Origin of the sequence: Pseudomonas sp. GD03842 (assembly GCF_029841165.1) — a bacterium.
Lineage (GTDB): Bacteria > Pseudomonadota > Gammaproteobacteria > Pseudomonadales > Pseudomonadaceae > Aquipseudomonas.
The window spans coordinates 227,775-252,611 of the sequence record NZ_JAOCEA010000008.1 but is presented as its reverse complement, the minus strand read 5'-3'; the positions used below and the strand labels follow the sequence as shown (position 1 = coordinate 252,611).

Sequence of the window (24,837 nt, the reverse complement as noted above, 5' to 3'; positions counted from 1 at the left end):
GACGCCGACCAATGCAGCGCCCCCGGTCAAGCCGCGGTCTTACTTGGCGGCCCAGGCGTTGAAACGCTGCTCCAGCGACTCGCCGTTGTCGGTCCAGAAGCCCACACTCAACTGCACCTGATCCTTGATGTTCTCAGGCGTGGTCGGCATGTTTTTCTGGTTGTCCGCCGTCAGCAGGCTGACAGCCTGACTGTTGGCCGGACCGTAGGCGATGTTCTCGGAGTAGGTCTTTTGCTGCTCGGGTTTGAGGGTGTAGGCCAGGAATTTCTTGGCCTCTTCTACGTTCTTCGCGCCTTTGGGAATGGCCCAAGAGTCGAAATCGTAGACGCCACCGTTCCAGACGATTTTCAAGTTGCTTTCTTTCTGCACCGCCGCGATACGGCCGTTGTAGGCCGAGCTCATCACCACGTCACCCGACTGCAGGAACTGCGGCGGCTGGGCGCCGGCTTCCCACCACTGGATGTTTGGCTTGAGCTTGTCGAGCATCTTGAAGGCACGATCCTGGCCGTCTTTGCTGGCCAGTACCTTGTAGACGTCCTTTGGAGCGACGCCGTCGGCCATGAGGGCGAATTCAAGGGTGTATTTGGCGCCCTTACGCAGGCCGCGCTTGCCCGGGAATTTATCGGTGTCCCAGAAATCAGCCCAACTGGTGGGTGCTGTCTTGAGTTTGTCGGCGTTGTAGGCCAGTACGGTCGACCACACGAAGAAGCCGACGCCGCATGTCTGAATGGCGCCGGGAACATAGTCTTCTTTCTTGCCCAGAATGGCGGGATCGATCTCTTCGAACATGTCTTCGTCACAACCACGGGACAGCTCGGGGGACTCGACTTCAACCAGATCCCAGTTCACGCTTTTGGTGTCGACCATGGCTTTGACCTTGGCCATCTCGCCGTTGTATTCGCCAGCCACGATCTTGCCGTTGCCTGCTTTTTCCCACGGGGCGTAGAAGGCCTTTTCCTGAGCTGCCTTGTTCGCACCGCCGAAGGAAATGACCGTCAGATCGACGGCCATGGCTTGCGCCGCGCACATTATGCCGACCGATAAAGCGGTGAGCTTCAATGTCTTGAGCATTTGTTTCTCTCTCCACGAACAATGTTGGTTAAGCGATGGGCGATGGGTTCGCCTCTAAGTGCATCGGGTTACGCATACCGCGGGTGAATCAATGCGCTTCCTGCAAAGGGTCCAGGGCACGAGCGTGCTCGACCTGCCATCCAATGGGCACAACGTCGCCAACGCTCAACGCCGGGTCCAGCTCGGCAATCGGTTGTTTGACGAAGAAATCGGTTTTGCCGGCGACTTCCAGGCGCACCCGGACGTGGTCACCCAAATAGATGAATTCCGCGACGCGGCCGGAGAAACGGTTCACGCAACTTTCGCTGCGACCGTTGAGGTTCACCCGTTCCGGGCGAATCGACAGGGTGACAGGGCTGCCCGCAGCGCCGACGTTGACGGCCAATGCTTCGACCTTTTCTCCGCGTCCCAGCGCCACCAGGCAACGGTCGCCGGTCTGGCTGAGCAAGGTGCCGTTGATGCGGTTGTTTTCGCCGATGAAGTTGGCCACAAAGGTGTTCTTGGGCTCTTCGTAGAGCGTGCGCGGCGGAGCGATCTGCTGAATTTCCCCTTGATGGAAAACGGCCACGCGATCAGACATGGTCAGCGCCTCGCCCTGGTCGTGGGTCACATAGACGACGGTCACGCCCAGACGCTGGTGAAGGTGCTTGATTTCCATCTGCATGTGCTCGCGCAGCTGTTTGTCGAGCGCACCGAGCGGCTCGTCCATGAGGACCAATTGGGGTTCGAACACCAACGCACGAGCCAGCGCCACGCGCTGTTGCTGCCCGCCGGACATTTGGGCCGGATAGCGGTGAGACAAGGTGCCAAGCTGAACCATGTCCAGCGCACGTTTGACCTTTTCGGTGATGTCAGTCTTGCTCAGACCTCGAACCGACAAGGGAAATGCCAGGTTCTCCGCCACCGTCATGTGCGGGAACAGCGCGTAGTTCTGAAACACCATGCCGATGTCCCGCTTGTGTGGGGGCACGTTGTTGATCGAGCGGCCTGCCAACAGGATTTCACCGGCCGTCGGGGTTTCGAAACCGGCGAGCATCATCAGACTGGTTGTCTTGCCGGAGCCGGACGGGCCCAGCAGGGTGAGAAATTCGCCTTTGCGAATATCCAGGTTGAGGTCTTTGACGATCAGGGCTTCGCCGTCGTAGCTCTTTTGCACACCACGAAAGCTGACCAGAACATCATTCGCCCCAGCGCTTGAATCGACGTTGCTCATTACCCACACCTTTGTTTAATCAACCGTGGGAACAAGCCTAGATGAGGCTACACCCCCCGCAAATCGGGGCGCAGGAGAGATTCCCCTAGGTGAGCTGGAAGCTTCCGTGTAGGAATTCCCCTACACAGATGACGGAAACAGATATGTATTCAAAACAGACAATTTTCCGCTCTACCACCCTATCGCGAGCACGCTCAATCGTACTGGGGATCGCAGTGACAGGTGGGCGTATGTCCGCTCGCGATGAGGCCATCACAGGCAATGACAAAGGTCGTTTTTAGACACGCCCTCAGACCAGCTTGTGCTCCATCGCGTACTTCACCAGCTCGGCCAGTGACGTGATGTTCAGCTTCTGCATCAAGCGCGCCTTATGGGTGCTGATGGTCTTGCTGCTCAAGGCCAACTGCTGGGCGATGTCGTTGACGTTGGCGCCCTGCGCAAGACGTTCGAATACCGAGAATTCGCGCTCGGACAGCAACGAATGCAATGGCCGGCTGTCGGTCAAGCCCACTTCGAACACCATGCGGTCTGCCAGATCCGGGTCGATGTAGCGTCCACCCGAAGCCACTCTTCGGATCGCCGTCAACAGCAATGCCGGATCGCTGTCCTTGGTCGCGTACCCGGCCGCGCCGATCTTCAACGCACGGGCCGCCATCTGGGCTTCGTCATGCATCGAGAGCACCAGGATGGCGGGAGGATTGCTCAGGGCGCGAATCCTGGGAATGGCTTCCAGGCCGTTGACCCCGGGCATTGAAATATCCAGCAGCACAACTTCGCATGGCGTCACACGCAAGGCTTCCAGCAATTGCTCACCGTTGCTGGCCTCCCCTGCCACTTGCAGGTCCTTGGCCAGGCCGATCAACTGCTTGATGCCTTCACGAACGATGGTGTGGTCTTCGGCGACCAATACACGAATCACTGCACTTGCTCCTGAGCGACCGGTTCCAGCGGAATGTAGATACGCAAGGTTGTGCCTTCTCCCAGCGTGCTGTCCAGATGCAATCGTCCGCCCATGATCAATACCCGCTCGCGTATCCCCACCAGGCCGAAGGATGCCGGACGCTCTTCGAGTGGGTCGAAGCCCTGCCCGTCGTCGGCGATGCTCATGCACAGCACACCGTCGCTCAGGCTCAGCTCCAGTTCGACCGTATGGGCTTCGGCGTGTCGCATTACATTGGTCAATGACTCTTGAAGAATGCGGAACAGGCCGATGGCCGTCGCGTCCGGTAAGGCAGGCAGGTTGTCCGGCACCTGGACGAGGCATGGGAGCTGCGTACGGGCTTCGAAACGGCGAGCCTGCCATTCGATGGCCGAGGCGATGCCTGCGTCGAGAATGGGTGGACGCAACGCTGTCGCCACATCCCGCACCAGTTGAAACAGTTGAGCAATCAGGCGCTTCATGCTGTTCAACCGCTCACGCAGGCCAGGGTCGAGATCGGCGTAAGCCAGTTCGCACATGGAAGTTTCCAGCTTCAGCACGGTCAACATCTGACCCAACTCATCATGCACTTCCCGGGCGATGCGCGCTTTTTCCTCTTCTCGGACGGTTTCCAAGTGCGCCGACAACTCTCGCAGTTGCTCGGCCAGTACTTGCAGGCGCCCCTCGCTCTCCTGCAGGGCAGCCAGGGAGCGCCGGCGCTCGGTCACGTCGGTGATGAAGACCACCAGGTATTCGGCGTCGCGAAAGCGCAGAAAGCTCAGCGATACATCCGCAGGGAGAACACTGCCATCGGCGCGTACGCAATTACTCACGAAGTTCTGCGGCGCGTCGTCGCTGGAGCGGGCGTTCTTCCAGAGGTTCAGCCAGCGATCCATCGTGAGGTTGGGCTCGAAGTCGATCAGGGGGCGATCCACAACCCCACCCCGTTCATACCCGAGCATGGTCTCGGCCGCCTTATTGGCATAGCGCACATGGCTGTCCCAATTCACCCACAGAATGCCCACGGTGCTTTGATCGATTGAAAACTGCGCCAGGCGAAGGGCTTCTTCGCTGGCCTGACGTTTAGCAATGTTCTCCCGGGCAGCCAGCAAGTCGCGTTCCAGGGTCTGCTGTTCCTTGCGTTGCCAGAACACGATAGCGGCGCTGGCGATCAGGAGCACCAGCAGCAACAGCGAAATGTTCTTCCAGAGGCCGGGCATTTCGCTGACCTGCGGGTACTTTGGCTGCAGCCATTGCGCATGAAGCTGGTCCAGATCCTTCGGCGCCACTGCACTCAGCGCCTGACTGATGATGTCGGCGAGAATGGGCATGTCACGGCGGGACGCGACACGCAGCAACTGGGGAAAGCCAATGTCTCCGACCACGGCGAGCCCGGCGAACTCGCTCTCACGGGAAAGGCGGCTTAGCTGCGCTTCATCGACCACCGCGTAGCGCGCCTGCTGGCTCAGCAACAGCTGCAGCGCCTGGCGTTCAAGCGGCACCCCCTGCAGGTTCAGATGGCTGTAGTTGGCGCGTAGGTAGTCGGCAGTGGTGCTGGGCATTCGAACCGCGATTCGCACTTGGCTATCGAGCTTTTCCAAATCCACAGCGCCTGAGCCGTCCCGCTCGCCGACGACCAACTGCGGCACCCGCATATAGGGATCGGAATACAGCCACATGCGCAATCCGGCTGGAGTTTGCGTGAGCCCCGGCGCGAAATCGATCTGCCCCTCAGCCAAGGCCTTCTCAAGCTCTGCCTGGTCATTGAAATTGCGCCACAACAACTCGACCTGCAGGGTTCTGGCCAGCAGATTGACCAAGTCGACATTGGCACCTGACAAGACTTGGGCCCGTCGGTCGAACTGTGCGTAAGGCGCTTGCAGCACCAGCCCGACCCGCAACTGGCCCCGATGGGTAAGCCACTCGCGTTGAGCGACGTTCAACGGATCGGGCGATGCGGCGGGTGCACCCGCCGATGCGGAGGAAAACATCACGCTCAAGACCATTGCCATCAAGAGCGCGACTGAACGGCCGATAACCCAAGGGCACCGCACAGGGATTCTCAACCTGTCTTCTCCACTTCTCTGAATGCTGATCGATACGTCGGTGCAGGGTGCGCCTGGCAGGCCCACTCACTTGCCTGACAAACCCTCCGGAACCCATTAGGCTGCCAGAATCGTTTCTGGCCTTTGGAATATTCGATGTCCTACACCGTCCGCGCAATGTTTCCCGCGATTTGCCTGACTCTGATACTACCTTGCTCGTCTCTTGTACGGGCAGCAGATCCCGCTCCGGCCAAGGACGCCCAACCGGCCGAAGCGCCAGTGGAACGCGCCACCTTGCCCTCGCGCAGCCAGGAAGACGCCATTGCGCTGGAACGTCAGGTGCCGAAGGCCGAGCAGGAGCAACTGCAAGCCGGTGACCAAACGTTCCTGGCGCTGTGGAAACCGGCCAATACCGACGACCCCAAAGGGGCGGTCATCATTGTTCCCGGCGCCGATGAGTCGGCTGACTGGCCGAACGCCGTAGGCCCTTTACGCCGCAAGTTTCCGGATGTGGGATGGGCCAGCCTGAGTCTGAGCCTGCCAGATGCTTACAACGACGGCATTTTCGCTCGCGCAGCGGATGCACCTGCAACCGAGGACAAGGCTGCCACCGACAAGGAAAAAACCAAAGCGCCCGATCCGACCACCGCCGCCGAAGCCGAGGCCAGCGCGGCCGCCGAGCAGGCCACGGCACAGGCTGAACTGGCCAAGGCAAATGCGGAAAAAATCTTCGCGCGCATCGACAGCGCAGTGGCGTTCGCCCAACAGAACAAAGCCCGCAGCATCGTCTTGCTGGGGCATGGCACAGGCGCTTACTGGGCAGCGCGTTATTTGAGCGAACGTCCGGCGCCTGCCGTTCAGAAGTTGGTCATGGTGACCGCTGTGGAGACCGTTCGCGACACGCCATCGCTGGCCGATGTGCTGCCCAGTCTCAAGGTCGCCACGGCAGACTTCGTCAACAAAGACAGGCCAGTGCCTCGGCAACAGGCACAGGACCGTCTGGACGCGAGCAAGCGAGTGAAGAACGCGCGCTTCACTCAAATTACCCTGAATGCCATTCCCGGGAACACGGCGATGGAGCAGGATCAACTGTTCCGTCGAGTGCGTGGGTGGCTGGAGGCAGAGTAGGCTGACTGACTGCGCTCCCCCTGCCCGCCCCCTTCAAAACCCGCGTTTGTCGCGAATCACCGCATAGGCGTTATGCAGCTCGCGGGTTTTCTCGGTGGCATCGCGCACTTGGACATGGCTTGCGCCCGAGCCCGCGATCTTGTCCGGATGATGGCGGCTCAACAAGCGCCGATACGCGCGTTTGATGTGCGCGGGCTCCGAATCGGCCTTGACCCCCAACAAACGCAGCGCTTCCTGATACTCACCCCCACTGCTGGCAGGCGCCCGCGCCCTTTGATCATCTTCGGTGGCCGACAGCGCTTCGACGCGGTCTGCGGTCCAGCCCAGCCATTTGCCCCACAGGAGGATCAACTCTCGCTCGGTGCGAGACGCCCTGCCGTCCGCCCATGCCATGCGCCAGCAGGCACGCAGCAACCCTTCAGCCGCGTTGGGTTGAGGCTTCATGCGGGTCAGGTGAACACGCAGGTTGTCACGACCGTCCTTGCCGCGGTTGAAGGCCGCGATGGCGCGGCGTGTGGCGGGCTCGCTCAGGTCCAACCGACGCATTTCGACACGCGCCTGCTGAATATGACCATCGACGACGCGCCCCTCGCTCTTCGCGAGACGGCCGAGCAGGATGAAGATCAACTCGTCATCCCGAGGCACTTTTCGGCCGCTGGCCCGCTCGCGCAGCTCAGCCAGGCTTTGCACGTGCAGGCGGCGGTCGAGCGCCTGGCCCAATAGCGCGCCAAGCATTGCGCCAGGAATGCTGGCAATCGCGTACCCGGCTCCGCCACCGATCACCGTGAATGGCCAGAGCATCTAGGGCTTCACCGCGAGGATTTTCTCGACTTCCGCCAGCCGCTCGGGGGTGCCGACATCGACCCAGCGCCCGGTGAAATGCTCCCCGGTCACCTGGCCGCTCGCCATGGCGGCGCGAAACAGGGGCGCCAGTTTGAACGCACCCTCGGTGCAGCCGCTGAACAGCCGGGGATGGAGCACGGCAATGCCGCTGTAGGTCAGACGCGGCAGGCTCGCGTCGTCACGGACTTCACCGCCCACCAGCGCGAAATCGCCGGTCGGGTGGTGCACGGGGTTGTCCACCAGCACCAGATGCGCCAGCCCCCGGATCGGCGCATTCAGTGCCGTGTAGTCGCAGTTGGTCCAGATGTCGCCATTGATCACCAGGAAGGGTTCATCACCGAGCAAGGGCAACGCCCGGAAAATGCCGCCGCCGGTCTCAAGCGGCTCGCCCTCCGGGGAATAGCGAATGCTCAGCCCCAGACGGTGACCGTCTCCCAGGTAGTCCTCGATCTGCTGTCCCAGCCAAGCATGGTTGATCACCACCTCGGTGAAACCTGCTGCCTTGAGAGCAAGCAGATGGTATTCGATCAATGGAACGCCCGCTGCCCGGACCAAGGGCTTGGGCGTGTGCAAGGTCAGGGGCCGCATGCGCTCGCCCTTGCCTGCCGCCAGAATCATCGCTTTCATGCAGCCCTCTTGAACACTGTGCTCACATCCATTCCTTCACGATGGCTTTCATTTGGGCTGCCCGAGGCTGGTCAGCAAATTGTTCAACTCCACCAACTCAGGGCGGCGGGCCAGCACCGCTTCTATATAAGAGAAGAAGCGCGAGACATCGGCGACATAGCGCGGCTTGCCATCGCGGTGGCAGATGCGCGCAAAAATGCCGATCACCTTCAGATGCCGTTGCACCCCCATCAGATCGCTGGCGCGGTGAAACTCGCCGAACTCGTCCTGCACTGGAATCCCGGCCGCAAGGGCTTTTTCCCAATAGGTCCTCAACCAACCTTCGACACGCGCTTCCGGCCAACTGAGAAACGCATCCTTGAACAAACAGGTGATGTCGTAGGTGACCGGGCCGTACACCGCATCCTGGAAATCCAGTACCCCCGGGTTAGGGTCACTGATCATCAGGTTGCGCGGCATGAAGTCGCGATGCACCAACACCTTGGGTTGCGCCAAGGCACTGTCGATCAACAGATCGCTCACTCGGTTCCAGCTGGCTTGCTGCGACGCGTCGAGCTCGATGCCCAGATGACGCTTCACATACCACTCGGGAAAGAGTTCCAGCTCCCGGCGCAACAGCGCCACGTCATAGACAGGGAGCGTCGCTTCCATGGGCAACCGCTGATACGCCAGCAGCGCCTCGATGGCATCGGCGAACAACCGATCCGCATTCTGTTCATCGATCACGTCGAGGTAGGTTTGCCGACCCAAATCGTTGAGCAGAAGAAAGCCCTGATTCAGGTCTTCGGCATAAATTTTCGGAACATTAATTCCGGAGCTGCTCAATAAATGAGCAATATCCACGAACGGTTTACAGTTTTCCTGCGGCGGCGGCGCATCCATCACAATAAAAGTGCGACCTTCACCTTCCCAGCGGAAGTAACGGCGGAAACTGGCGTCGCTGCTGGCCGCAGTCAACGTGGCCGGGGGTATCGCGCCCCAGCCTTGGGCTGCGAACACTTCTGGCAACTGCTCATCGAGCCAAACTTTCAGGTGTTGCAGGCGTACATCTTGATCTGGCATTACAAGGGTCTCCGACGGCGCTAGCCGTCAAGCGGGTCATGCTTTATTATCCGACATCTTTTTCAGCCCATCGAGAGGCGTGCGGCCCCCCGCGGGCAGATGGCGCGCAGGAAGCCCGGACTAATAAGATGGCATTGAAATCCCCCGCGTTTCGTAAAAAATTTCCGTTGCTGGTAACTGGCAGTCTGCTGGCGATGCAACCTCTGGCCACCCAGTTCGTGTTTGCTGCTGAACAGTTCGACTGTGCGGCGTCGGCAACCGGTTCCTGGGATTGCTCCCCGAAAACCAATGCAGCCCAGTTGCCTCCGCGCCCTGTGCATGACGCCAACAGCGTGTCGTCCAACAGCAGCACGGCAACCGAGTCGACCGTCACCGAAAGCGGTGAGGTCGTGCCCAAAACGATGCTGGTCACCGAGGCCAAGGGCCGTGGCCTGAAATCCCGCAGCGCCGACTACAGCCACTTGGACTGGGTGCCTCGTGAAAAACTGACCGCTGCTCAGTTGGCCGAGACCGGCCCTTATTGCTCCGGCGCCTACATCGAGCCGATTCGTCCTGGCATGGACGACAAGACCGCCAAGAGCGACGCGCCGACCTTCATTGGCGCCAAGGCTTCCCGTTATCAGCAGGAAGAACAGATCGCATCGCTGGCCGGTGACGTCGTCATGCGCCAGGGGTCGATGCAGGTCGAATCCGACGAAGCCAGCCTGCATCAGGCCGAAAACCGTGGCGAGCTGAACGGCAACGTTCGTCTGCGCGACAACGGCGCCCTGATCGTGGGCGATCACGCCGAGGTCCAGCTGGACACCGGCGAAGCCAAGGTCGACAACGCCGAGTACGTGCTGCACAAATCCAACGTGCGGGGTAACGCGCTGTACGCCCGCCGTGCAGAAAACGCCATCATTCGGTTGAAGGACGGTACGTACACCACCTGTGAGCCAAGCAGCAACGCCTGGACGGTGAAGGGCAACAACATCACCCTGAACCCGGCCACCGGTTTCGGTACCGCGACCAACGCGACCCTGCGCGTGAAGGACATTCCGATCCTCTACACGCCATACATCTATTTCCCGATCGACGACCGTCGTCAGTCCGGCTTCCTGCCGCCGACCATCGGTGCCAGCAGCGACACCGGTTTCTCGTTGCTCACGCCTTACTACTTCAACCTGGCGCCGAACTATGACGCCACATTGTACCCGACGTACATGGCCAAACGCGGCCTGTTGCTCGAAGGCGAGTTCCGTTACCTCACCAAGACCAGCGAAGGTCAGTTCGGTGCGGCTTACCTGAACGACGACAACGACGACCGCAAGGATCAGTCCGACTACAAAGACACGCGCTGGATGATCAACTGGCAGGATCGCAGCGGCCTGGACTCTCGCCTGTCGAGCAAGGTCGACTACACCAAGGTCAGCGATCCTTATTACTTCAAGGACCTCAAGAGCGGTCAGGAAGGCGTCAGCACCCATGACTTCCTGAACCAGCAGGGCCTGTTGACGTACCGTGGCGACACCTACACCGCCGGCCTGAACGTGCAGCAATATCAACTGACGACAGTGACCCAGATCACCCCGTACGGACGTCTGCCGCAACTCACGCTCAACGGTACGCTGCCCTACAATCCGGGCGGTCTGAAGTTCGGCTACGACACCGAGCTGGTTCGCTTCGATCGGGATCTGCGGACGGGTAATTACGTCAACGAAGACGACATCCCCGAGGTTCGACTGGACGAAAACATTGCCGGTCTGGCGCGCGCCAACGGCAACCGTCTGAACCTTGCCCCGTCGATCAGCTTGCCGCTGAGCGCGTCCTATGGCTACGTGACGCCGAAACTGAAATACGTCTATACCAAGTACGACTTGGACCTGGATGGCAAAGGCAAAGCGACCCTGCTGCCCGAAGAGCAGTTCGACAGTGGCGTCGACCGTTCCATCCCTGTATTCAGCGTCGACAGCGGCCTGTTCTTCGATCGCAACACCAACTGGTTCGGCAAGGACTACCGTCAGACGCTGGAGCCGCGTCTGTACTACCTGTACGTGCCTTACAAGGATCAGACCGACATCCCGATCTTCGACTCGGGTGAAACCACCTTCGACTACGCGTCGCTGTTCCGCGACAACCGTTTCGTAGGCAGTGACCGCATCGGCGACGAGAACAAGCTGTCCCTGGGTGTGACCAACCGCTGGATCGAAGACAACGGCTTCGAGCGTCAGCGTTTGAGTGTCGGCCAGGCGCTGTACTTCAAGGACCGCAAGGTCCAGTTGCCGGGTATCGCTTACGAAGACCGCAAGGACGCCCAGTCCGACGTTTCGCCGTATGCGCTCGAGTACGACTACCGCTTCAACCGAGACTGGCGCCTCAACTCGACGTTCAACTGGGACCCGGACAGCCGCAGCACCCGCTCGGGCAGCGCGATGTTCCACTACCAGCCTGAAGACGAGCCGGGCAAGGTGTTCAACGCCGGTTACCGCTACCGCAACGACCAGGTCCGCTACGACCAGACGACAGGTCGCTGGACTGTGGGCGGTGGCGATGCCGTCCTTCCGGATGGGTCGGTCATCAAGGACTACTACAAGATCGAGCAGCATGACTTCTCGGTCATCTGGCCGGTCATTCCTCAATGGAGCGCGATTGCCCGCTGGCAATACGACTACAACCGCAGCCGCACGCTCGAAGCGTTCGGTGGTTTCGAATATGACAACTGCTGCTGGAAGCTGCGTCTGATCAACCGTTACTGGGTCGACTACGACGAGTCCACTCAAGAAGTGGCGCAGAACGAGAAAGGCGACCGCGGCATCTTCCTGCAAATCGTGTTGAAGGGACTTGGTGGCGTTGTTGGCCAGAAAGTTGAAAGCTTCCTCGACAAAGGCATCCAAGGTTATCGTGAACGTGAAGACCAAGCTTTCTGATTGTCTGCGCCCGCTGATGCTGGGCGCTCTACTCATCGGTACCGTGGCGCACGCTGAAGTGCGCCCCATCGACAAGGTGGTAGCCATCGTCGACAACGACGTGGTCATGCAAAGCCAGCTCGACCAGCGGACCCGCGAAGTTCAACAGACCATCGCCAAGCGTGGACAGGGCGTTCCGCCTGCCAGCGCGCTGGAATCTCAGGTCCTGGATCGCCTGATCCTGGAAAACCTGCAGCTGCAGATCGGCGAACGTTCGGGCATTCGTATCACCGACGAAGAGCTGAACCAGGCGGTGGGCACCATCGCTCAGCGCAATAACATGAGCATCGAGCAGTTCAAGGCCGCACTGGCGCACGACGGCCTGTCGTTCCAGAACGCCCGTGAGCAGATCCGCCGCGAAATGATCATCAGCCGCGTGCGTCAGCGTCGTGTCGCCGAACGCATTCAGGTCTCGGATCAGGAAGTGAAGAACTTCTTGGCATCCGATCTGGGCAAGGCGCAGTTCTCCGAAGAGTACCACCTGGCCAACATTCTGATTCCGACGCCGGACAGCGCCACGTCCGCGCAGATTCAGGAAGCAGCCGCCAAAGCCAAGGACATCTACGGCAAGCTGCAGCAGGGTGCCAACTTCGAGCAACTGGCCATCTCGTCATCGGCAAGCGAAAGCGCGCTGGACGGCGGTGACATGGGCTGGCGTAAAGCCGCCCAATTGCCGCCGCCCTTCGGTGACATGCTGAATTCGATGAGCCCCGGCGAGGTCACCCCACCGGCCCGTACGCCAGGCGGCTTCATCATCCTGAAATTGCTGGGCAAGCGCGGCGGTGACAACCAGACCCAGATGCGCGACGAAGTTCATGTGCGCCACATTCTGATCAAGCCGAGCGAGATTCGCAGCGAAGCTGAAACCAAGATGCTGGCCCAGCGTATCTACGACCGCATCCAGAACGGTGAAGACTTCGCCGAACTGGCGAAGAGCTTCTCGGAAGATCCGGGCTCTGCGCTCAATGGCGGTGACATGAACTGGGTGGACCCGCGCAACCTGGTGCCTGAGTTCCGCGATGTGATGAATGAAACGCCGCAAGGCGTGGTCTCCAAACCGTTCCAGACGCAGTTTGGCTGGCACGTGCTGGAAGTCCTGGGCCGTCGCGCCACCGACAGCACCAACCAGGCCCGAGAGCAACAGGCGATGACCGTGCTGCGCAACCGCAAACACGACGAAGAGCTGCAGACCTGGCTGCGCCAGATCCGCGACGAAGCCTACGTTGAAATCAAGCTGCCTGGCGCTGACCAGGCCGCCAAGTGAACCCCCGGCGCTTCGCGCTGACACCCGGCGAGCCCGCCGGCATCGGTCCTGACCTTTGCCTGCTGCTCGCCGCGCAGTCCCAGCCCTACCCCCTGATTGCCATTACCAGTCGCGACCTGCTCCACGAGCGGGCCGCGCAACTCGGTGTGTCGGTCAACCTGATTGCCGTTTCCCCCGACGCCTGGCCGGATACGCCGGCGCAAGCTGGCAGCCTGTATGTCTGGGACACGCCGCTGCAGGGCCCTGTCGTGGCCGGGCAACTGAATACGGCTAACGGCGCATTCGTGATCGAAACCTTGACCCGTGCGGGCCAAGGCTGCATCGACGGCCTCTTCGCCGGGATGATCACGGCCCCTGTGCACAAAGGCGTGATCAACGACAGCGGGCTTCCCTTTTCAGGCCACACCGAGTTTCTTGCCGAGCTGACCCGGACCGAACAAGTCGTGATGATGCTCGCCACGGGTGACCTGAGAGTCGCGTTGGTGACTACCCACTTGCCACTGCGTGACGTCGCAGACGCCATCACTGCCGAACGGCTGGAGCGCGTGACACGCATTCTCCACGCTGATCTCGTCGGTAAGTTCGGCATTGCCCAACCCCGCATTCTGGTGTGCGGGCTGAATCCTCACGCCGGTGAAGGGGGGCATTTGGGCCGCGAAGAAATCGACACGATCGAACCCGTTCTGGAGCGTCTGCGCAGCGAGGGCCTGGACCTGCGGGGCCCGCTGCCCGCCGACACGCTGTTTACCCCCAAGTATCTGGAGCACTGCGACGCGGTGCTGGCGATGTACCACGATCAGGGCCTGCCGGTGCTGAAGTACAAAGGCTTCGGCGCTGCCGTCAACATCACACTGGGCCTGCCCATCATCCGCACCTCCGTGGACCACGGCACGGCACTGGACCTGGCAGGCACCGGCAAAATCGACACCGGCAGCCTCCAGGTCGCTCTGCAAACCGCCTATCAGATGGCCGAGACCCGTAACTAAATGACTGAGCAATACCAACACAAGGCCCGTAAGCGATTCGGCCAGAACTTCCTGCATGACGCGGGGGTGATCGACAAGATCCTGCGCTCCATTCGCGCCAAGCCCGATGACCGCATGCTGGAGATTGGCCCTGGCCAAGGTGCATTGACCGAAGGCCTGCTGGGCAGCGGCGCGACACTGGATGTCGTCGAGCTCGACAAGGATCTGGTGCCGATCCTGATGGGCCAGTTCAGCCATCTGCCGAACTTCAGCCTGCATCAGGGCGATGCGCTGAAGTTCGACTTCGGCACGCTGCACGCCGCTCCCCACTCGCTGCGCGTGGTCGGCAACTTGCCTTACAACATTTCCACGCCGCTGATCTTCCATCTGCTGGACAGCGCTCATCTGATCCGTGACATGCATTTCATGCTGCAGAAAGAAGTGGTCGAGCGTCTTGCCGCTGGCCCTGGCGGCGGCGATTGGGGCCGTCTGTCGATCATGGTGCAGTACCACTGCCGGGTCGAACACCTGTTCAACGTTGGCCCCGGTGCGTTCAATCCGCCGCCGAAAGTCGACTCGGCGATCGTTCGTCTCGTCCCTCACGAGAGCCTCCCCCACCCGGCGAAGGATCATCGCGTGCTGGAGCGCATCGTGCGCGAGGCCTTCAATCAGCGGCGCAAGACCCTACGCAATACGCTCAAGGCGCTCCTGACCAGCGATGAAATCGCCGACGCGGGAGTGGACGGCAGCCTACGTCCAGAACAACTGGATCTGGCGGCATTCGTGCGCTTGGCCGACAAGCTTGCCGACAAATCCGTCGCGGGCTGATCCATTCAAGGGCATGTCCGGTCCGAACCCCATTGGTTTTTTACCCGTGACATGTCCTAGACTCTTCATCTCCGGGCTCTTCCGGCTTTTTCCGCCCAGCTTTCAAGGCCTTTTGCATGTCTGATCCTCGCTACCAGGTCGACGTCAGCGTCGTGACCCGTTTTCTCGCAGAACAATCGCAGCCTGAGCAGAACCGCTTCGCCTTCGCTTACACCATCACGGTGCACAACAACGGCGAGCTGCCCGCCCAACTGCTGTCGCGACACTGGGTCATCACCGATGGCGACGGCAACGTCGAGGAAGTTCGCGGCGAGGGTGTCGTCGGCCAGCAGCCGTTGATTCAGGCAGGGCAGAGTTACACGTACAGCAGCGGGACCGTCATGACCACTCAGGTCGGCAACATGCAAGGCAGTTATCAGATGCTCGCTGAAGACGGGACACGGTTCGATGCCATCATCGCGCCGTTTCGTCTGGCCGTCCCAGGAGCGCTTCACTGATGACGGTTTACGCAGTCGGTGATCTGCAAGGTTGCCTTGAGCCATTGAAATGCCTGCTCGACCGCGTCTCCTTCGACCCCAACCGCGACAAGCTGTGGCTGGTGGGGGACCTGGTCAACAGGGGGCCTCAATCACTGGAAACCCTGCGCTTTCTCTATGGCATGCGCAACGCCATCGTCTGCGTTCTCGGCAACCATGACCTGCATCTGCTTGCAGCGGGGCGCAACATCGAGCGGCTCAAAAAAGGCGATACCCTTCGAGAAATCCTTGAAGCGCCAGACGCCAACGACCTGCTCGACTGGCTGCGCCAGCAGAAGCTCATGCACTACGATGCCGAGCGGGATATTGCGATGGTCCATGCTGGCATCCCTCCACAGTGGAGCCTGAAAAAAGCGTTGCGCTGCGCCGAGGAGGTCGAGGAAGCCCTGCGCGACGATAACCTGTTCGAGCTCTTCCTTGACGGCATGTACGGCAATGAGCCGGCGAAATGGGACAAGGACCTGCAGGGCGTCACGCGGCTGCGCGTCATCACCAACTATTTCACCCGCATGCGTTTCTGCACCGGCGATGGCAAGCTCGACCTCAAAAGCAAGGAGGGGTTAGACAGCGCCCCCGCCGGCTACGCCCCCTGGTTCAGCCACAAGGACCGCAAGACCAAAGGCCTGAATATCATCTTCGGCCACTGGGCTGCCCTGGAGGGACGCTGCAACGAGCCGGGGGTCTATGCGCTCGACACGGGTTGCGTCTGGGGTGGTGCGATGTCCATGCTCAATGTCGACAGCCGGGAGATGCTCCGTTGCGACTGCGATGAGCGGGGGCATCCCGCAACGTTGAAAAACCTGATTCGGTAGCCGTGCCCCAGGCATCGGACCGGCGTTAAAATCCTTTTTTCGTTCTCGGCCGTTCGAGAACCCAGGCCAAGGAGCCCATGCGATGACCGACTTCAAACGCATCCCGCCGGAGCAGGCCCAGGCGCTGCGCGAGCAAGGCGCCGTACTCGTCGACGTACGCGATGCACAGACTTTCGCCAACAACCACATTCCTGACTCGCACCATCTGGACAACCACTCCATCGCCGACTTCATCCGCGAAGCCGACCTGGACAAGCCGCTCGTCGTCCTCTGCTATCACGGCAATTCAAGCCAGAGCGCAGCGGCCTATCTTGTAGGGCAGGGCTTCTCCGAGGTCTACAGCATGGACGGCGGATTCGAGCTGTGGAAAAACACTTTTCCAAGCGAAACCACGCAAGCCTGATCGAAAAATATTTTTCTGCGCGCAAGCCCGCGTCCTACGCGGCTTCGCGCGCCTAACTGACGAACGGTTGCCTCACATTCACACGCCTTCCTTCTTTCTGTGTGCGAATCCGAACTATCCTTGTGCTCAGGCCATCCGAATCAGGGGAGAGCCGGTACACCGGCGCGTGGGTCATCGGTAGCTACTTTTATGGTGTTTGGGGGGTAAATGACAGCTGAGTGATCGGCCGTCATCCAGCATCGACTGACGATCCGCCGCCGGCTCCACGTATCGAGCGAGGTGACGTCATGAGTATTTTTAGCCACTTCCAACAACGCTTTGAATCGACACGCCAGGAAGAGCTCTCGCTACAGGAGTACTTGGAGCTCTGCAAAACCGACCGCAGCGCATACGCCTCAGCCGCAGAACGCCTTCTGATGGCCATCGGCGAGCCTGAACTGTTCGATACGTCGACCAATTCCAGGCTGTCCAGAATCTTCTCCAACAAGGTCATCCGGCGCTATCCGGCGTTCGAGGACTTCCATGGCATGGAGGACTGCATCGAGCAAATCGTCTCGTACTTCCGCCACGCCGCCCAAGGTCTGGAAGAGAAGAAACAGATCCTTTACCTGCTCGGCCCGGTAGGCGGTGGCAAGTCGTCTCTGGCTGAAAAGCTCAAACAGCTCGTTGAAAAAATCCCCTTCTACGCCATCAAGGGCTCCCCGGTTTTCGAGTCGCCGCTGGGCCTGTTCAAACCTTCCGAAGACGGCGCGATCCTCGAAGAGGATTACGGCATCCCGCGGCGCTACCTGAACACGATCATGTCGCCATGGGCGACCAAACGCCTGGCCGAGTTCGGGGGCGACATCAGCCAGTTCAAAGTGGTGAAACTGTACCCGTCGATCCTCAATCAGATCGCCGTGGCCAAGACCGAACCGGGCGACGAAAACAACCAGGACATCTCGGCGCTGGTCGGCAAGGTCGACATTCGCAAGCTTGAGGAATACCCACAGAACGACGCCGACGCCTACAGCTATTCGGGCGCGCTGTGCCGGGCCAACCAGGGCCTGATGGAATTTGTGGAGATGTTCAAGGCACCGATCAAGGTGCTGCACCCACTGCTCACCGCGACTCAGGAAGGTAACTACAACAGTACCGAAGGCCTGGGCGCGATCCCCTTTACTGGTATTTTGCTGGCGCACTCCAACGAATCGGAATGGCACAGCTTCCGCAACAACAAGAACAACGAAGCCTTCATCGACCGTATCTACATCGTGAAGGTGCCGTACTGCTTGCGCGTCAGCGATGAGATCAAGATCTACGACAAGTTGCTGGTCAACAGCTCGCTGGCCAGAGCGCATTGCGCACCGGACACCTTGAAAATGCTGGCGCAATTCACCGTGTTGTCGCGTTTGAAAGAACCGGAAAACTCGAACATCTATTCCAAGATGCGGGTGTACGACGGCGAGAACCTCAAGGACACCGATCCGAAGGCCAAGTCGATTCAGGAATACCGTGATTCGGCCGGTGTCGACGAAGGGATGAACGGCCTATCCACCCGCTTCGCGTTCAAGATTCTATCGAAGGTCTTCAACTTCGATCCGCATGAAGTCGCGGCCAACCCTGTGCATCTGCTGTATGTGCTCGAGCAGCAGATCGAACAGGAGCAGTTCCAGGCCGAAACCCGAGAACGCTACCTGCGCTTCATCAAAGAGTACCTCGCGCCGCGCTACATCGAATTCATCGGCAAGGAAATCCAGACGGCCTATCTGGAATCCTACAGCGAGTACGGCCAGAACATCTTCGACCGCTACGTGCTCTACGCGGATTTCTGGATTCAGGATCAGGAATACCGCGACCCGGAAACCGGCGAGATCCTCAATCGTGTAGCGCTCAACGAAGAACTGGAGAAAATCGAGAAACCCGCTGGCATCAGCAATCCGAAGGATTTCCGCAACGAGATCGTCAACTTCGTGCTGCGCGCCCGCGCGAACAATAACGGCAAAAACCCGACCTGGCTCGGCTACGAGAAGCTGCGGGTGGTGATCGAGAAGAAAATGTTCTCCAACACCGAAGACCTGTTGCCGGTCATCAGTTTCAACGCAAAAGCCAGTAAAGAGGATCAACAGAAACACAACGACTTCGTGACCCGGATGGTCGAGCGGGGCTATACCGACAAACAGGTGCGTCTGCTCTCCGAGTGGTACCTGCGCGTCCGCAAATCCCAGTAACGCAGCGACAAGTTGTGAGCTTCTAGCGGCAAGCTCAAAGCCATTCGGTAGGTTTGATAGCCCACTGTCTGGCTTGAGGCTTGTAGCTTGAGGTGGTGTTTGCGGTCAAAACTTGCAGCTTGCGGCTTATGGCTTGCAGCTCCCCCAAGGGGCCCTCGTATGAGTTATGTGATCGACCGACGTCTCAACGGCAAGAACAAGAGCACGGTAAACCGTCAGCGCTTTCTGCGGCGTTACCGTGACCACATCAAGAAAGCGGTGGAGGAAGCGGTCAGCCGCCGCTCCATCACCGACATGGAACATGGCGAACAGATCAGCATCCCCGGCCGCGATATCGACGAGCCGGTGCTCCACCATGGGCGGGGTGGCAAACAAACCGTGGTCCACCCCGGGAATAAAGAATTCACCACTGGCGAACGCATTGCCCGACCTCAAGGCGGGGGCGGTGGCAAGGGGGCTGGCAAGGCGAGCAACTCCGGCGAAGGCATGGATGAGTTCGTGTTCCAGATCACCCAGGAAGAATTTCTGGAGTTCATGTTCGAAGACCTCGAACTGCCCAACCTCGTCAAACGCAACCTGACCGGGACCGATACCTTCAAGACCGTTCGTGCGGGGATCAGCAACGAAGGTAACCCTTCGCGCATCAACATCATTCGCACGCTGCGCTCGGCCCATGCCCGACGCATAGCGCTTTCCGGCAGCAGCCGCGCCAAACTCAAGGAAGTCCAGGCCGAACTGGAGCGCCTGAAACGCGAAGAGCCCGACAATTTTGGCGACATCCAGGAACTGGAAACCGAGGCAGACCGGCTTCGCGCGCGCATCAAGCGCGTCCCTTACCTGGACACCTTCGACCTCAAATACAACCTGCTGGTCAAGCAACCCAACCCCAGCTCCAAAGCGGTCATGTTCTGCCTGATGGACGTATCGGGCTCGATGACTCAAGCGACCAAAGACATCGCGAAGCGCTTTTTCATCCTCCTGTACCTGTTCCTGAAGCGTAATTACGACAAGATCGAAGTGGTGTTCATTCGCCACCACACCAGCGCGCGAGAAGTCGACGAAGAGGAGTTTTTCTACTCTCGGGAAACCGGGGGCACCATCGTATCCAGTGCGTTGAAGCTCATGCAGGAAATCATGGCCGAGCGCTATCCCACCAACGAATGGAACATCTACGCCGCCCAAGCCTCGGACGGGGACAATTGGAACGACGATTCGCCAATCTGTCGCGACATTCTGATCAAGCAAATCATGCCCTTCGTGCAGTACTACACTTACGTCGAAATCACCCCGCGCGAACATCAGGCGCTGTGGTTCGAATATGAGCGCATCGGGGAGGCTTTCGCTGACACGTTCGCCCAGCAACAGTTGGTATCCGCCGGTGATATCTACCCGGTATTCCGTGAACTCTTCCAGCGCAGGTTAGTGACATGACCGGTAGAGAACAGAAACGCCAACCGCTTTCCACAGGCTCCGAGTGGACGTTCGAACTGATCCAGGCCTATGACCGGGAGATCAGCCGCATCGCCGAACGTTACGCTCTGGACACCTACCCTAACCAGATCGAAGTGATCACTGCCGAGCAGATGATGGATGCCTATGCATCGGTCGGCATGCCGCTGGGGTATCACCACTGGTCCTACGGCAAGCACTTCCTCAGCACTGAAAAATCCTACTCCCGTGGTCAGATGGGCTTGGCGTACGAGATCGTCATCAACTCCGATCCGTGCATTGCCTATTTGATGGAAGAAAACACCATCTGCATGCAGGCGCTGGTTGTCGCCCACGCCTGTTACGGTCACAACAGCTTCTTCAAAGGCAACTACCTGTTCCGCACCTGGACGGACGCCAGCTCGATCATCGATTACCTGGTGTTTGCCAAGCAGTACATCATGCAATGCGAGGAGCGCCACGGCATCGACGCCGTCGAAGACCTGCTCGATTCCTGTCACGCGCTGATGAATTACGGCGTCGACCGCTACAAGCGGCCTTACCCTATCTCCGCCGAGGAAGAGCGACGCCGCCAGAAAGACCGTGAGGAACACTTGCAGAAACAGATCAACGATCTGTGGCGCACCATCCCGAAAAGCGCCAGCAAGAACGATAAGGAAGACAACGCGCGCTTCCCCGCCGAGCCTCAGGAAAACATCCTTTATTTCATCGAGAAGCACGCGCCGTTGCTGGAGCCCTGGCAGCGTGAAGTGGTGCGCATCGTGCGCAAGATTGCGCAGTATTTCTACCCACAGCGTCAGACCCAGGTCATGAACGAAGGGTGGGCGACCTTCTGGCACTACACCCTCATGAACGATCTGTACGACGAAGGCCTGGTCACGGACGGCTTCATGATGGAGTTCCTGCAGTCCCATACCAGCGTGGTTTTTCAACCCGGCTTCGACAGCCCTTACTACAGTGGCATCAACCCCTACACCTTGGGGTTCGCTATGTTTCAGGACATTCGGCGGATGTGCGAGCACCCCACCGACGAGGACCGCCGCTGGTTCCCCGAGCTCGCCGGGACCGACTGGCTGACCGCCGTGAAATTCGCGATGAGCAGCTTCAAGGACGAAAGCTTCATCCTGCAGTACCTGTCGCCCAAGGTGATTCGTGACCTGAAGCTGTTCAGCATTCTGGATGATGACCAGAAGGACGAACTTCTGGTGCCAGCCATTCACGACGAGGCTGGCTACCGAACCATCAGAGAGACGCTTGCCGCTCAATACAACCTCGGCAACCGCGAACCTAACGTGCAGATCTACAGCATTGACCGCCGTGGTGACCGTTCGCTGACCCTGCGCCATCAACAACATGACCGCAAGCCTCTGGGCGACTCGACCGAGGAGGTGCTCAAGCACCTGCATCGGCTGTGGGGGTTCGACATTCACCTGGAAACACTGCAAGGCGATCAGGTCATGAAGACCCACCATGTCCCGCCGAGAGGCGAGCACGCAGACAGTGAATATCCCCGGCTCGACCTGGCCATCGTTCACCTTTGAGGGCGATTTGACCTGACGGTCGCTGGCCAGTGAGTTGACCAGCGAACGAAGATAAAGCGGTTTGCACCTCCGCAAGCGCGACGTTAGGTTTATCCTGTCGCGCTCACGGAGGTTTTTTATGCAGATCTATAAAGTTGGCGGTGCCGTTCGCGATCGCCTGCTTGGCAAACCCGTGTCGGACACCGACTGGGTGGTGGTGGGCGCGACGGCCGACGACATGCTCATCAAGGGCTACCGCCCAGTGGGTACGGATTTCCCGGTTTTTCTCCATCCGCTCACGGGCGAGGAGTACGCGCTGGCGCGCACGGAACGCAAGAGCGGGCGTGGCTACGGCGGCTTCGTTTTTCACACCGATCCCGACGTCACGCTCGAGGAAGACTTGATTCGTCGTGACCTGACCATCAACGCCATGGCCGAAGACAGAGAAGGTCACCTGACCGATCCCTATCACGGCCAGCGCGATCTGGAAGCGCGCCTGCTACGTCACGTTTCCCCGGCCTTCGCAGAAGACCCATTGCGCGTATTGCGTGTGGCGAGGTTTGCGGCTCGCTACGCAGCCGACGGTTTCACCGTTGCACCCGAAACCATGGATTTGATGCGTGAAATCAGCGCATCGGGCGAATTGGAAGCCCTGACCCCCGAACGCAGCTGGAAGGAAATTTCCCGCGCCCTGATGGAGCCAGAGCCCCAAGTCTTCATTCAGGTATTAAGGGATTGTGGCGCGCTCAGCGTGCTCATGCCCGAAGTCGATAAACTGTTCGGCATTCCCCAGCCCGAGGCCCATCACCCGGAAATCGACACGGGCGTGCACGTCTTGAGCGTCCTGCATCAATCGGCGCGGCATCGCCAGCCTCTCAGCGTCCGTTGGGCATGCCTGCTTCACGATCTGGGCAAAGGGCTGACGCCGGAAGAAGAATGGCCTCGCCACATCGCCCATGAGCAAAAGGGGTTGAAGGCAATCAAGGCCGTGAACACGCGCTTCAAGGTGCCGAAGGACTGTCAGGAACTGGCGCTGCTGGTCGGCCAGTACCATACCCATGGCCATCGCGCGCTGGAGCTCAAGCCCTCCACCCTCCTCGATTTGCTGCAAAGCTTCGACGTCTATCGCAGGCCGCAGCGCTTCGAGGAATTCATCGTCGCCTGCGAAATGGATGCTCGCGGGCGCAAGGGCTTCGAAGAACGCAGCTATCCGCAGGCCCAATACCTGCGAGGCGCGGCGCAAGCGGCGCGGCAGGTAGCGGTTCAACCATTGCTGGACAAGGGGTATCAGGGGCAGGCGCTGGGGGAAGCGCTCAAGCGGGAGCGGCTGGACACATTGACGTTTTACAAAGCGTCATACCAGGCCTGACGCTGGCTGACGGACGAACCTTCGATTTCGGCGAGCATGCCGACGACAGGCATGCCCTCCCCCGTAGCAGTCGTGCCCGCTAGCTTGCAGAAAGAAGCGTGTCCGGTGTCAGCGCCTGGCCTCGCCAGTCGAACGCCACCGGCCACAATTGTTGGTCAATTCGGGCGTTTTCCCACAGTTGCGCGAACGTCTGCCCGACTTCGGGATGAACCTTCTCCGGCGCGATCAGCGAGAGCGGCCACAGGACAAAGGCATTTTTCAAGATTTCGGCTCGCGGCAAGACCAGCCCATCGAAGTTGCCCACGTGCTCGTCGTACAGCAGCACGTCGATGTCCAGCGGCAAACCTTTGCGATCCGGGGCATAGCGGCCGTTGTCGGCTTCGATGAATTTCAGCCGACGATCCAGCGCCATCAACGGCAGATCGGTCAGCGCTGAAACCACCAGATTGAAGAACGGCCCGCTCTTGATTCCCACCGGATGACTCTCGAACACCGGCGAGCAGGACATGTCTTGCAGAAACCCTGAAAGCGCATCAAGCCCGGCATTCAGGTGACGGTGCCGGTCAATGTTACTGCCCAGCCCGAGGAAAACGCGTGTCAGCGGCATCCGCGCTCGATCTCCACACCCACGCCCTTGGCAGCCGCAACGGCGCCCGGCTTGGTCAATTTCAGATGCAGCCAGGGTATGTTGAACTCGCTCATCAACACCTCGGCCAGTCGCTCGGCGAAGGTTTCCACCAGCTGGAATTGCGAAGCGTCGGCGAACGCCTGGATGCGTGCGCTCACGCTGGCGTAATCCAAGGCCTTGCTCAAATCATCGCCCGCAGCGGCCGGACGGTTGTCCCAGGCAAAACTCAGGTCCAGACGCAGAACCTGGCGAATGCCACGCTCCCAGTCGTAGGCGCCAATCACCGTGTCGACCTCCAGACCCTCAATGAAAACTCTGTCCAAGCCTTTTACTCCGCTGCACGACAAGGGCGCGATGCGCCGTTAGAATCAGGCCATCCCCGCCCGGAATGGTTAGCATGTTTTGGTCACTGGCGATCCTCGCCTACCTGCTCGGCTCGCTGTCCTTCGCCATCCTGCTCAGCCGCCTCAATGGCAGCCCGGACCCGCGCGACAGCGGTTCGGGCAATGCGGGCGCCACCAATATGTTGCGCCTGGCGGGCAAGAAGCTCGCTATCCTGACCCTGATCGGCGACGTCTGCAAAGGGTCGATCCCGGTGCTGATCGCAGGCTGGGCCGGGCTCAACGCCAGGGATCAAGCCTGGGTCGGACTCTGCGCAGTGCTCGGTCACCTGTTTCCTTTGTACTTCCGCTTTCGTGGCGGCAAGGGCGTCGCCACGGCAGCCGGTATGTTACTGGGGCTGTACGCACCCGCCGCGCTTCTCGCGGTCGGCGCCTGGTTGCTGACGTTTTACCTGACCCGCACCAGCTCGCTCGCTTCATTGATCGCTACACCGCTGACCCTGCCGCTGCTCGCCTGGCAGTTGCCCCAGGCCCTGCTACCGATGACCGTCCTGACACTGTTGATCGTCTGGCGCCACCGCGGCAATTTACGCGACCTCTACGCCGGGCGCGAACGACATTTCTGAATCCATAATAGAAAAAAGGCTCATACGAGCCTT

General features: G+C 59.9%; 22 protein-coding genes. 13 read left to right on the top strand and 9 right to left on the bottom strand.

Features of this window, described 5'->3' with window-relative positions; genetic code table 11:
• Positions 1-39 precede the first annotated feature (39 nt).
• The 4 genes from N5D61_RS13965 to N5D61_RS13950 form a co-directional block, all read right to left on the bottom strand.
• Complete coding sequence (locus N5D61_RS13965) at positions 40-1,071, bottom strand: polyamine ABC transporter substrate-binding protein (protein WP_279893264.1); 1,032 nt, start codon at positions 1,069-1,071, stop codon at positions 40-42.
• An 88-nt stretch (positions 1,072-1,159) separates the two neighbouring features.
• Positions 1,160-2,284: an ABC transporter ATP-binding protein gene (locus N5D61_RS13960; RefSeq protein WP_279893263.1), complete on the bottom strand. Its 1,125-nt coding sequence runs from the start codon at positions 2,282-2,284 to the stop codon at positions 1,160-1,162.
• A 289-nt stretch (positions 2,285-2,573) separates the two neighbouring features.
• Positions 2,574-3,203, bottom strand: coding sequence for a response regulator transcription factor (locus N5D61_RS13955; RefSeq protein ID WP_108239965.1), 630 nt, complete (start codon positions 3,201-3,203; stop codon positions 2,574-2,576).
• Positions 3,200-5,194 carry a transporter substrate-binding domain-containing protein gene (locus tag N5D61_RS13950; RefSeq protein WP_279893284.1) on the bottom strand — a complete coding sequence of 665 codons (1,995 nt, stop codon included), beginning with the start codon at positions 5,192-5,194 and terminating at the stop codon, positions 3,200-3,202. Before N5D61_RS13950 ends, N5D61_RS13955 begins: the two co-directional genes overlap by 4 nt.
• 210 nt (positions 5,195-5,404) lie before the next feature.
• Here N5D61_RS13950 and N5D61_RS13945 point away from each other — a divergent pair, with 210 nt between their 5' ends.
• Complete coding sequence (locus N5D61_RS13945; protein ID WP_279893261.1) at positions 5,405-6,376, top strand: alpha/beta hydrolase family protein; 972 nt, start codon at positions 5,405-5,407, stop codon at positions 6,374-6,376.
• Positions 6,377-6,409: 33 nt separating this feature from the next.
• On the opposite strand, the gene N5D61_RS13940 is transcribed toward N5D61_RS13945, so the two are convergent.
• From N5D61_RS13940 to N5D61_RS13930, 3 genes are read right to left on the bottom strand one after another with little or no spacing between them, the layout of a single operon-like run.
• Entirely contained in the window at positions 6,410-7,177 is a 768-nt protein-coding gene (locus N5D61_RS13940; RefSeq protein WP_279893260.1) for a DnaJ domain-containing protein, read from the bottom strand.
• On the bottom strand, positions 7,178-7,846 hold the full coding sequence (gene murU, locus N5D61_RS13935) for an N-acetylmuramate alpha-1-phosphate uridylyltransferase MurU (RefSeq protein ID WP_108239961.1): 669 nt from the start codon (positions 7,844-7,846) through the stop codon (positions 7,178-7,180).
• A gap of 48 nt (positions 7,847-7,894) precedes the next feature.
• Complete coding sequence (locus tag N5D61_RS13930) at positions 7,895-8,908, bottom strand: phosphotransferase (protein WP_279893259.1); 1,014 nt, start codon at positions 8,906-8,908, stop codon at positions 7,895-7,897.
• Between the two features lie 128 nt (positions 8,909-9,036).
• Between N5D61_RS13930 and N5D61_RS13925 the strand changes: the two genes are divergently transcribed.
• From N5D61_RS13925 to N5D61_RS13875, 11 genes are all read left to right on the top strand, one after another.
• Entirely contained in the window at positions 9,037-11,814 is a 2,778-nt protein-coding gene (locus tag N5D61_RS13925; RefSeq protein WP_108239959.1) for an LPS-assembly protein LptD, read from the top strand.
• Positions 11,795-13,117 carry a peptidylprolyl isomerase gene (locus N5D61_RS13920; RefSeq protein WP_279893257.1) on the top strand — a complete coding sequence of 441 codons (1,323 nt, stop codon included), beginning with the start codon at positions 11,795-11,797 and terminating at the stop codon, positions 13,115-13,117. The genes N5D61_RS13925 and N5D61_RS13920 overlap by 20 nt, the downstream gene beginning before the upstream one ends.
• Positions 13,114-14,103 (top strand): 4-hydroxythreonine-4-phosphate dehydrogenase PdxA, encoded by a 990-nt coding sequence (gene pdxA / locus N5D61_RS13915; protein ID WP_279893256.1) that lies wholly within the window; start codon positions 13,114-13,116, stop codon positions 14,101-14,103. The genes N5D61_RS13920 and pdxA overlap by 4 nt, the downstream gene beginning before the upstream one ends.
• Positions 14,104-14,910 (top strand): 16S rRNA (adenine(1518)-N(6)/adenine(1519)-N(6))-dimethyltransferase RsmA, encoded by an 807-nt coding sequence (rsmA, locus tag N5D61_RS13910; protein ID WP_279893255.1) that lies wholly within the window; start codon positions 14,104-14,106, stop codon positions 14,908-14,910.
• A 116-nt stretch (positions 14,911-15,026) separates the two neighbouring features.
• Complete coding sequence (gene apaG / locus N5D61_RS13905; RefSeq protein ID WP_108239955.1) at positions 15,027-15,407, top strand: Co2+/Mg2+ efflux protein ApaG; 381 nt, start codon at positions 15,027-15,029, stop codon at positions 15,405-15,407.
• The gene (locus N5D61_RS13900) at positions 15,407-16,258 is read left to right on the top strand and encodes a symmetrical bis(5'-nucleosyl)-tetraphosphatase (protein ID WP_279893253.1); all 852 of its coding nucleotides are present in this window, start codon (positions 15,407-15,409) and stop codon (positions 16,256-16,258) included. Before apaG ends, N5D61_RS13900 begins: the two co-directional genes overlap by 1 nt.
• A gap of 82 nt (positions 16,259-16,340) precedes the next feature.
• Positions 16,341-16,661 carry a thiosulfate sulfurtransferase GlpE gene (glpE, locus tag N5D61_RS13895; RefSeq protein WP_279893252.1) on the top strand — a complete coding sequence of 107 codons (321 nt, stop codon included), beginning with the start codon at positions 16,341-16,343 and terminating at the stop codon, positions 16,659-16,661.
• Between the two features lie 287 nt (positions 16,662-16,948).
• Entirely contained in the window at positions 16,949-18,871 is a 1,923-nt protein-coding gene (locus N5D61_RS13890; protein ID WP_108239952.1) for a PrkA family serine protein kinase, read from the top strand.
• Positions 18,872-19,030: 159 nt separating this feature from the next.
• Entirely contained in the window at positions 19,031-20,302 is a 1,272-nt protein-coding gene (locus N5D61_RS13885; protein ID WP_108239951.1) for a YeaH/YhbH family protein, read from the top strand.
• The gene (locus N5D61_RS13880; protein ID WP_108239950.1) at positions 20,299-21,861 is read left to right on the top strand and encodes a SpoVR family protein; all 1,563 of its coding nucleotides are present in this window, start codon (positions 20,299-20,301) and stop codon (positions 21,859-21,861) included. Before N5D61_RS13885 ends, N5D61_RS13880 begins: the two co-directional genes overlap by 4 nt.
• A gap of 118 nt (positions 21,862-21,979) precedes the next feature.
• Positions 21,980-23,209: a multifunctional CCA addition/repair protein gene (locus N5D61_RS13875; protein WP_279893251.1), complete on the top strand. Its 1,230-nt coding sequence runs from the start codon at positions 21,980-21,982 to the stop codon at positions 23,207-23,209.
• Between the two features lie 79 nt (positions 23,210-23,288).
• Here the strand turns inward: N5D61_RS13875 and folK are convergent, their stop codons facing one another.
• A complete protein-coding gene (gene folK, locus N5D61_RS13870) occupies positions 23,289-23,816 on the bottom strand; it encodes a 2-amino-4-hydroxy-6-hydroxymethyldihydropteridine diphosphokinase (RefSeq protein WP_108239948.1) in 528 nt (175 codons plus the stop codon).
• The gene (folB, locus tag N5D61_RS13865) at positions 23,807-24,160 is read right to left on the bottom strand and encodes a dihydroneopterin aldolase (RefSeq protein WP_108239947.1); all 354 of its coding nucleotides are present in this window, start codon (positions 24,158-24,160) and stop codon (positions 23,807-23,809) included. Before folB ends, folK begins: the two co-directional genes overlap by 10 nt.
• Before the next feature lie 74 nt (positions 24,161-24,234).
• Here folB and plsY point away from each other — a divergent pair, with 74 nt between their 5' ends.
• Positions 24,235-24,804 (top strand): glycerol-3-phosphate 1-O-acyltransferase PlsY, encoded by a 570-nt coding sequence (plsY, locus tag N5D61_RS13860; RefSeq protein WP_279893249.1) that lies wholly within the window; start codon positions 24,235-24,237, stop codon positions 24,802-24,804.
• The last annotated feature ends 33 nt before the right edge of the window (positions 24,805-24,837 follow it).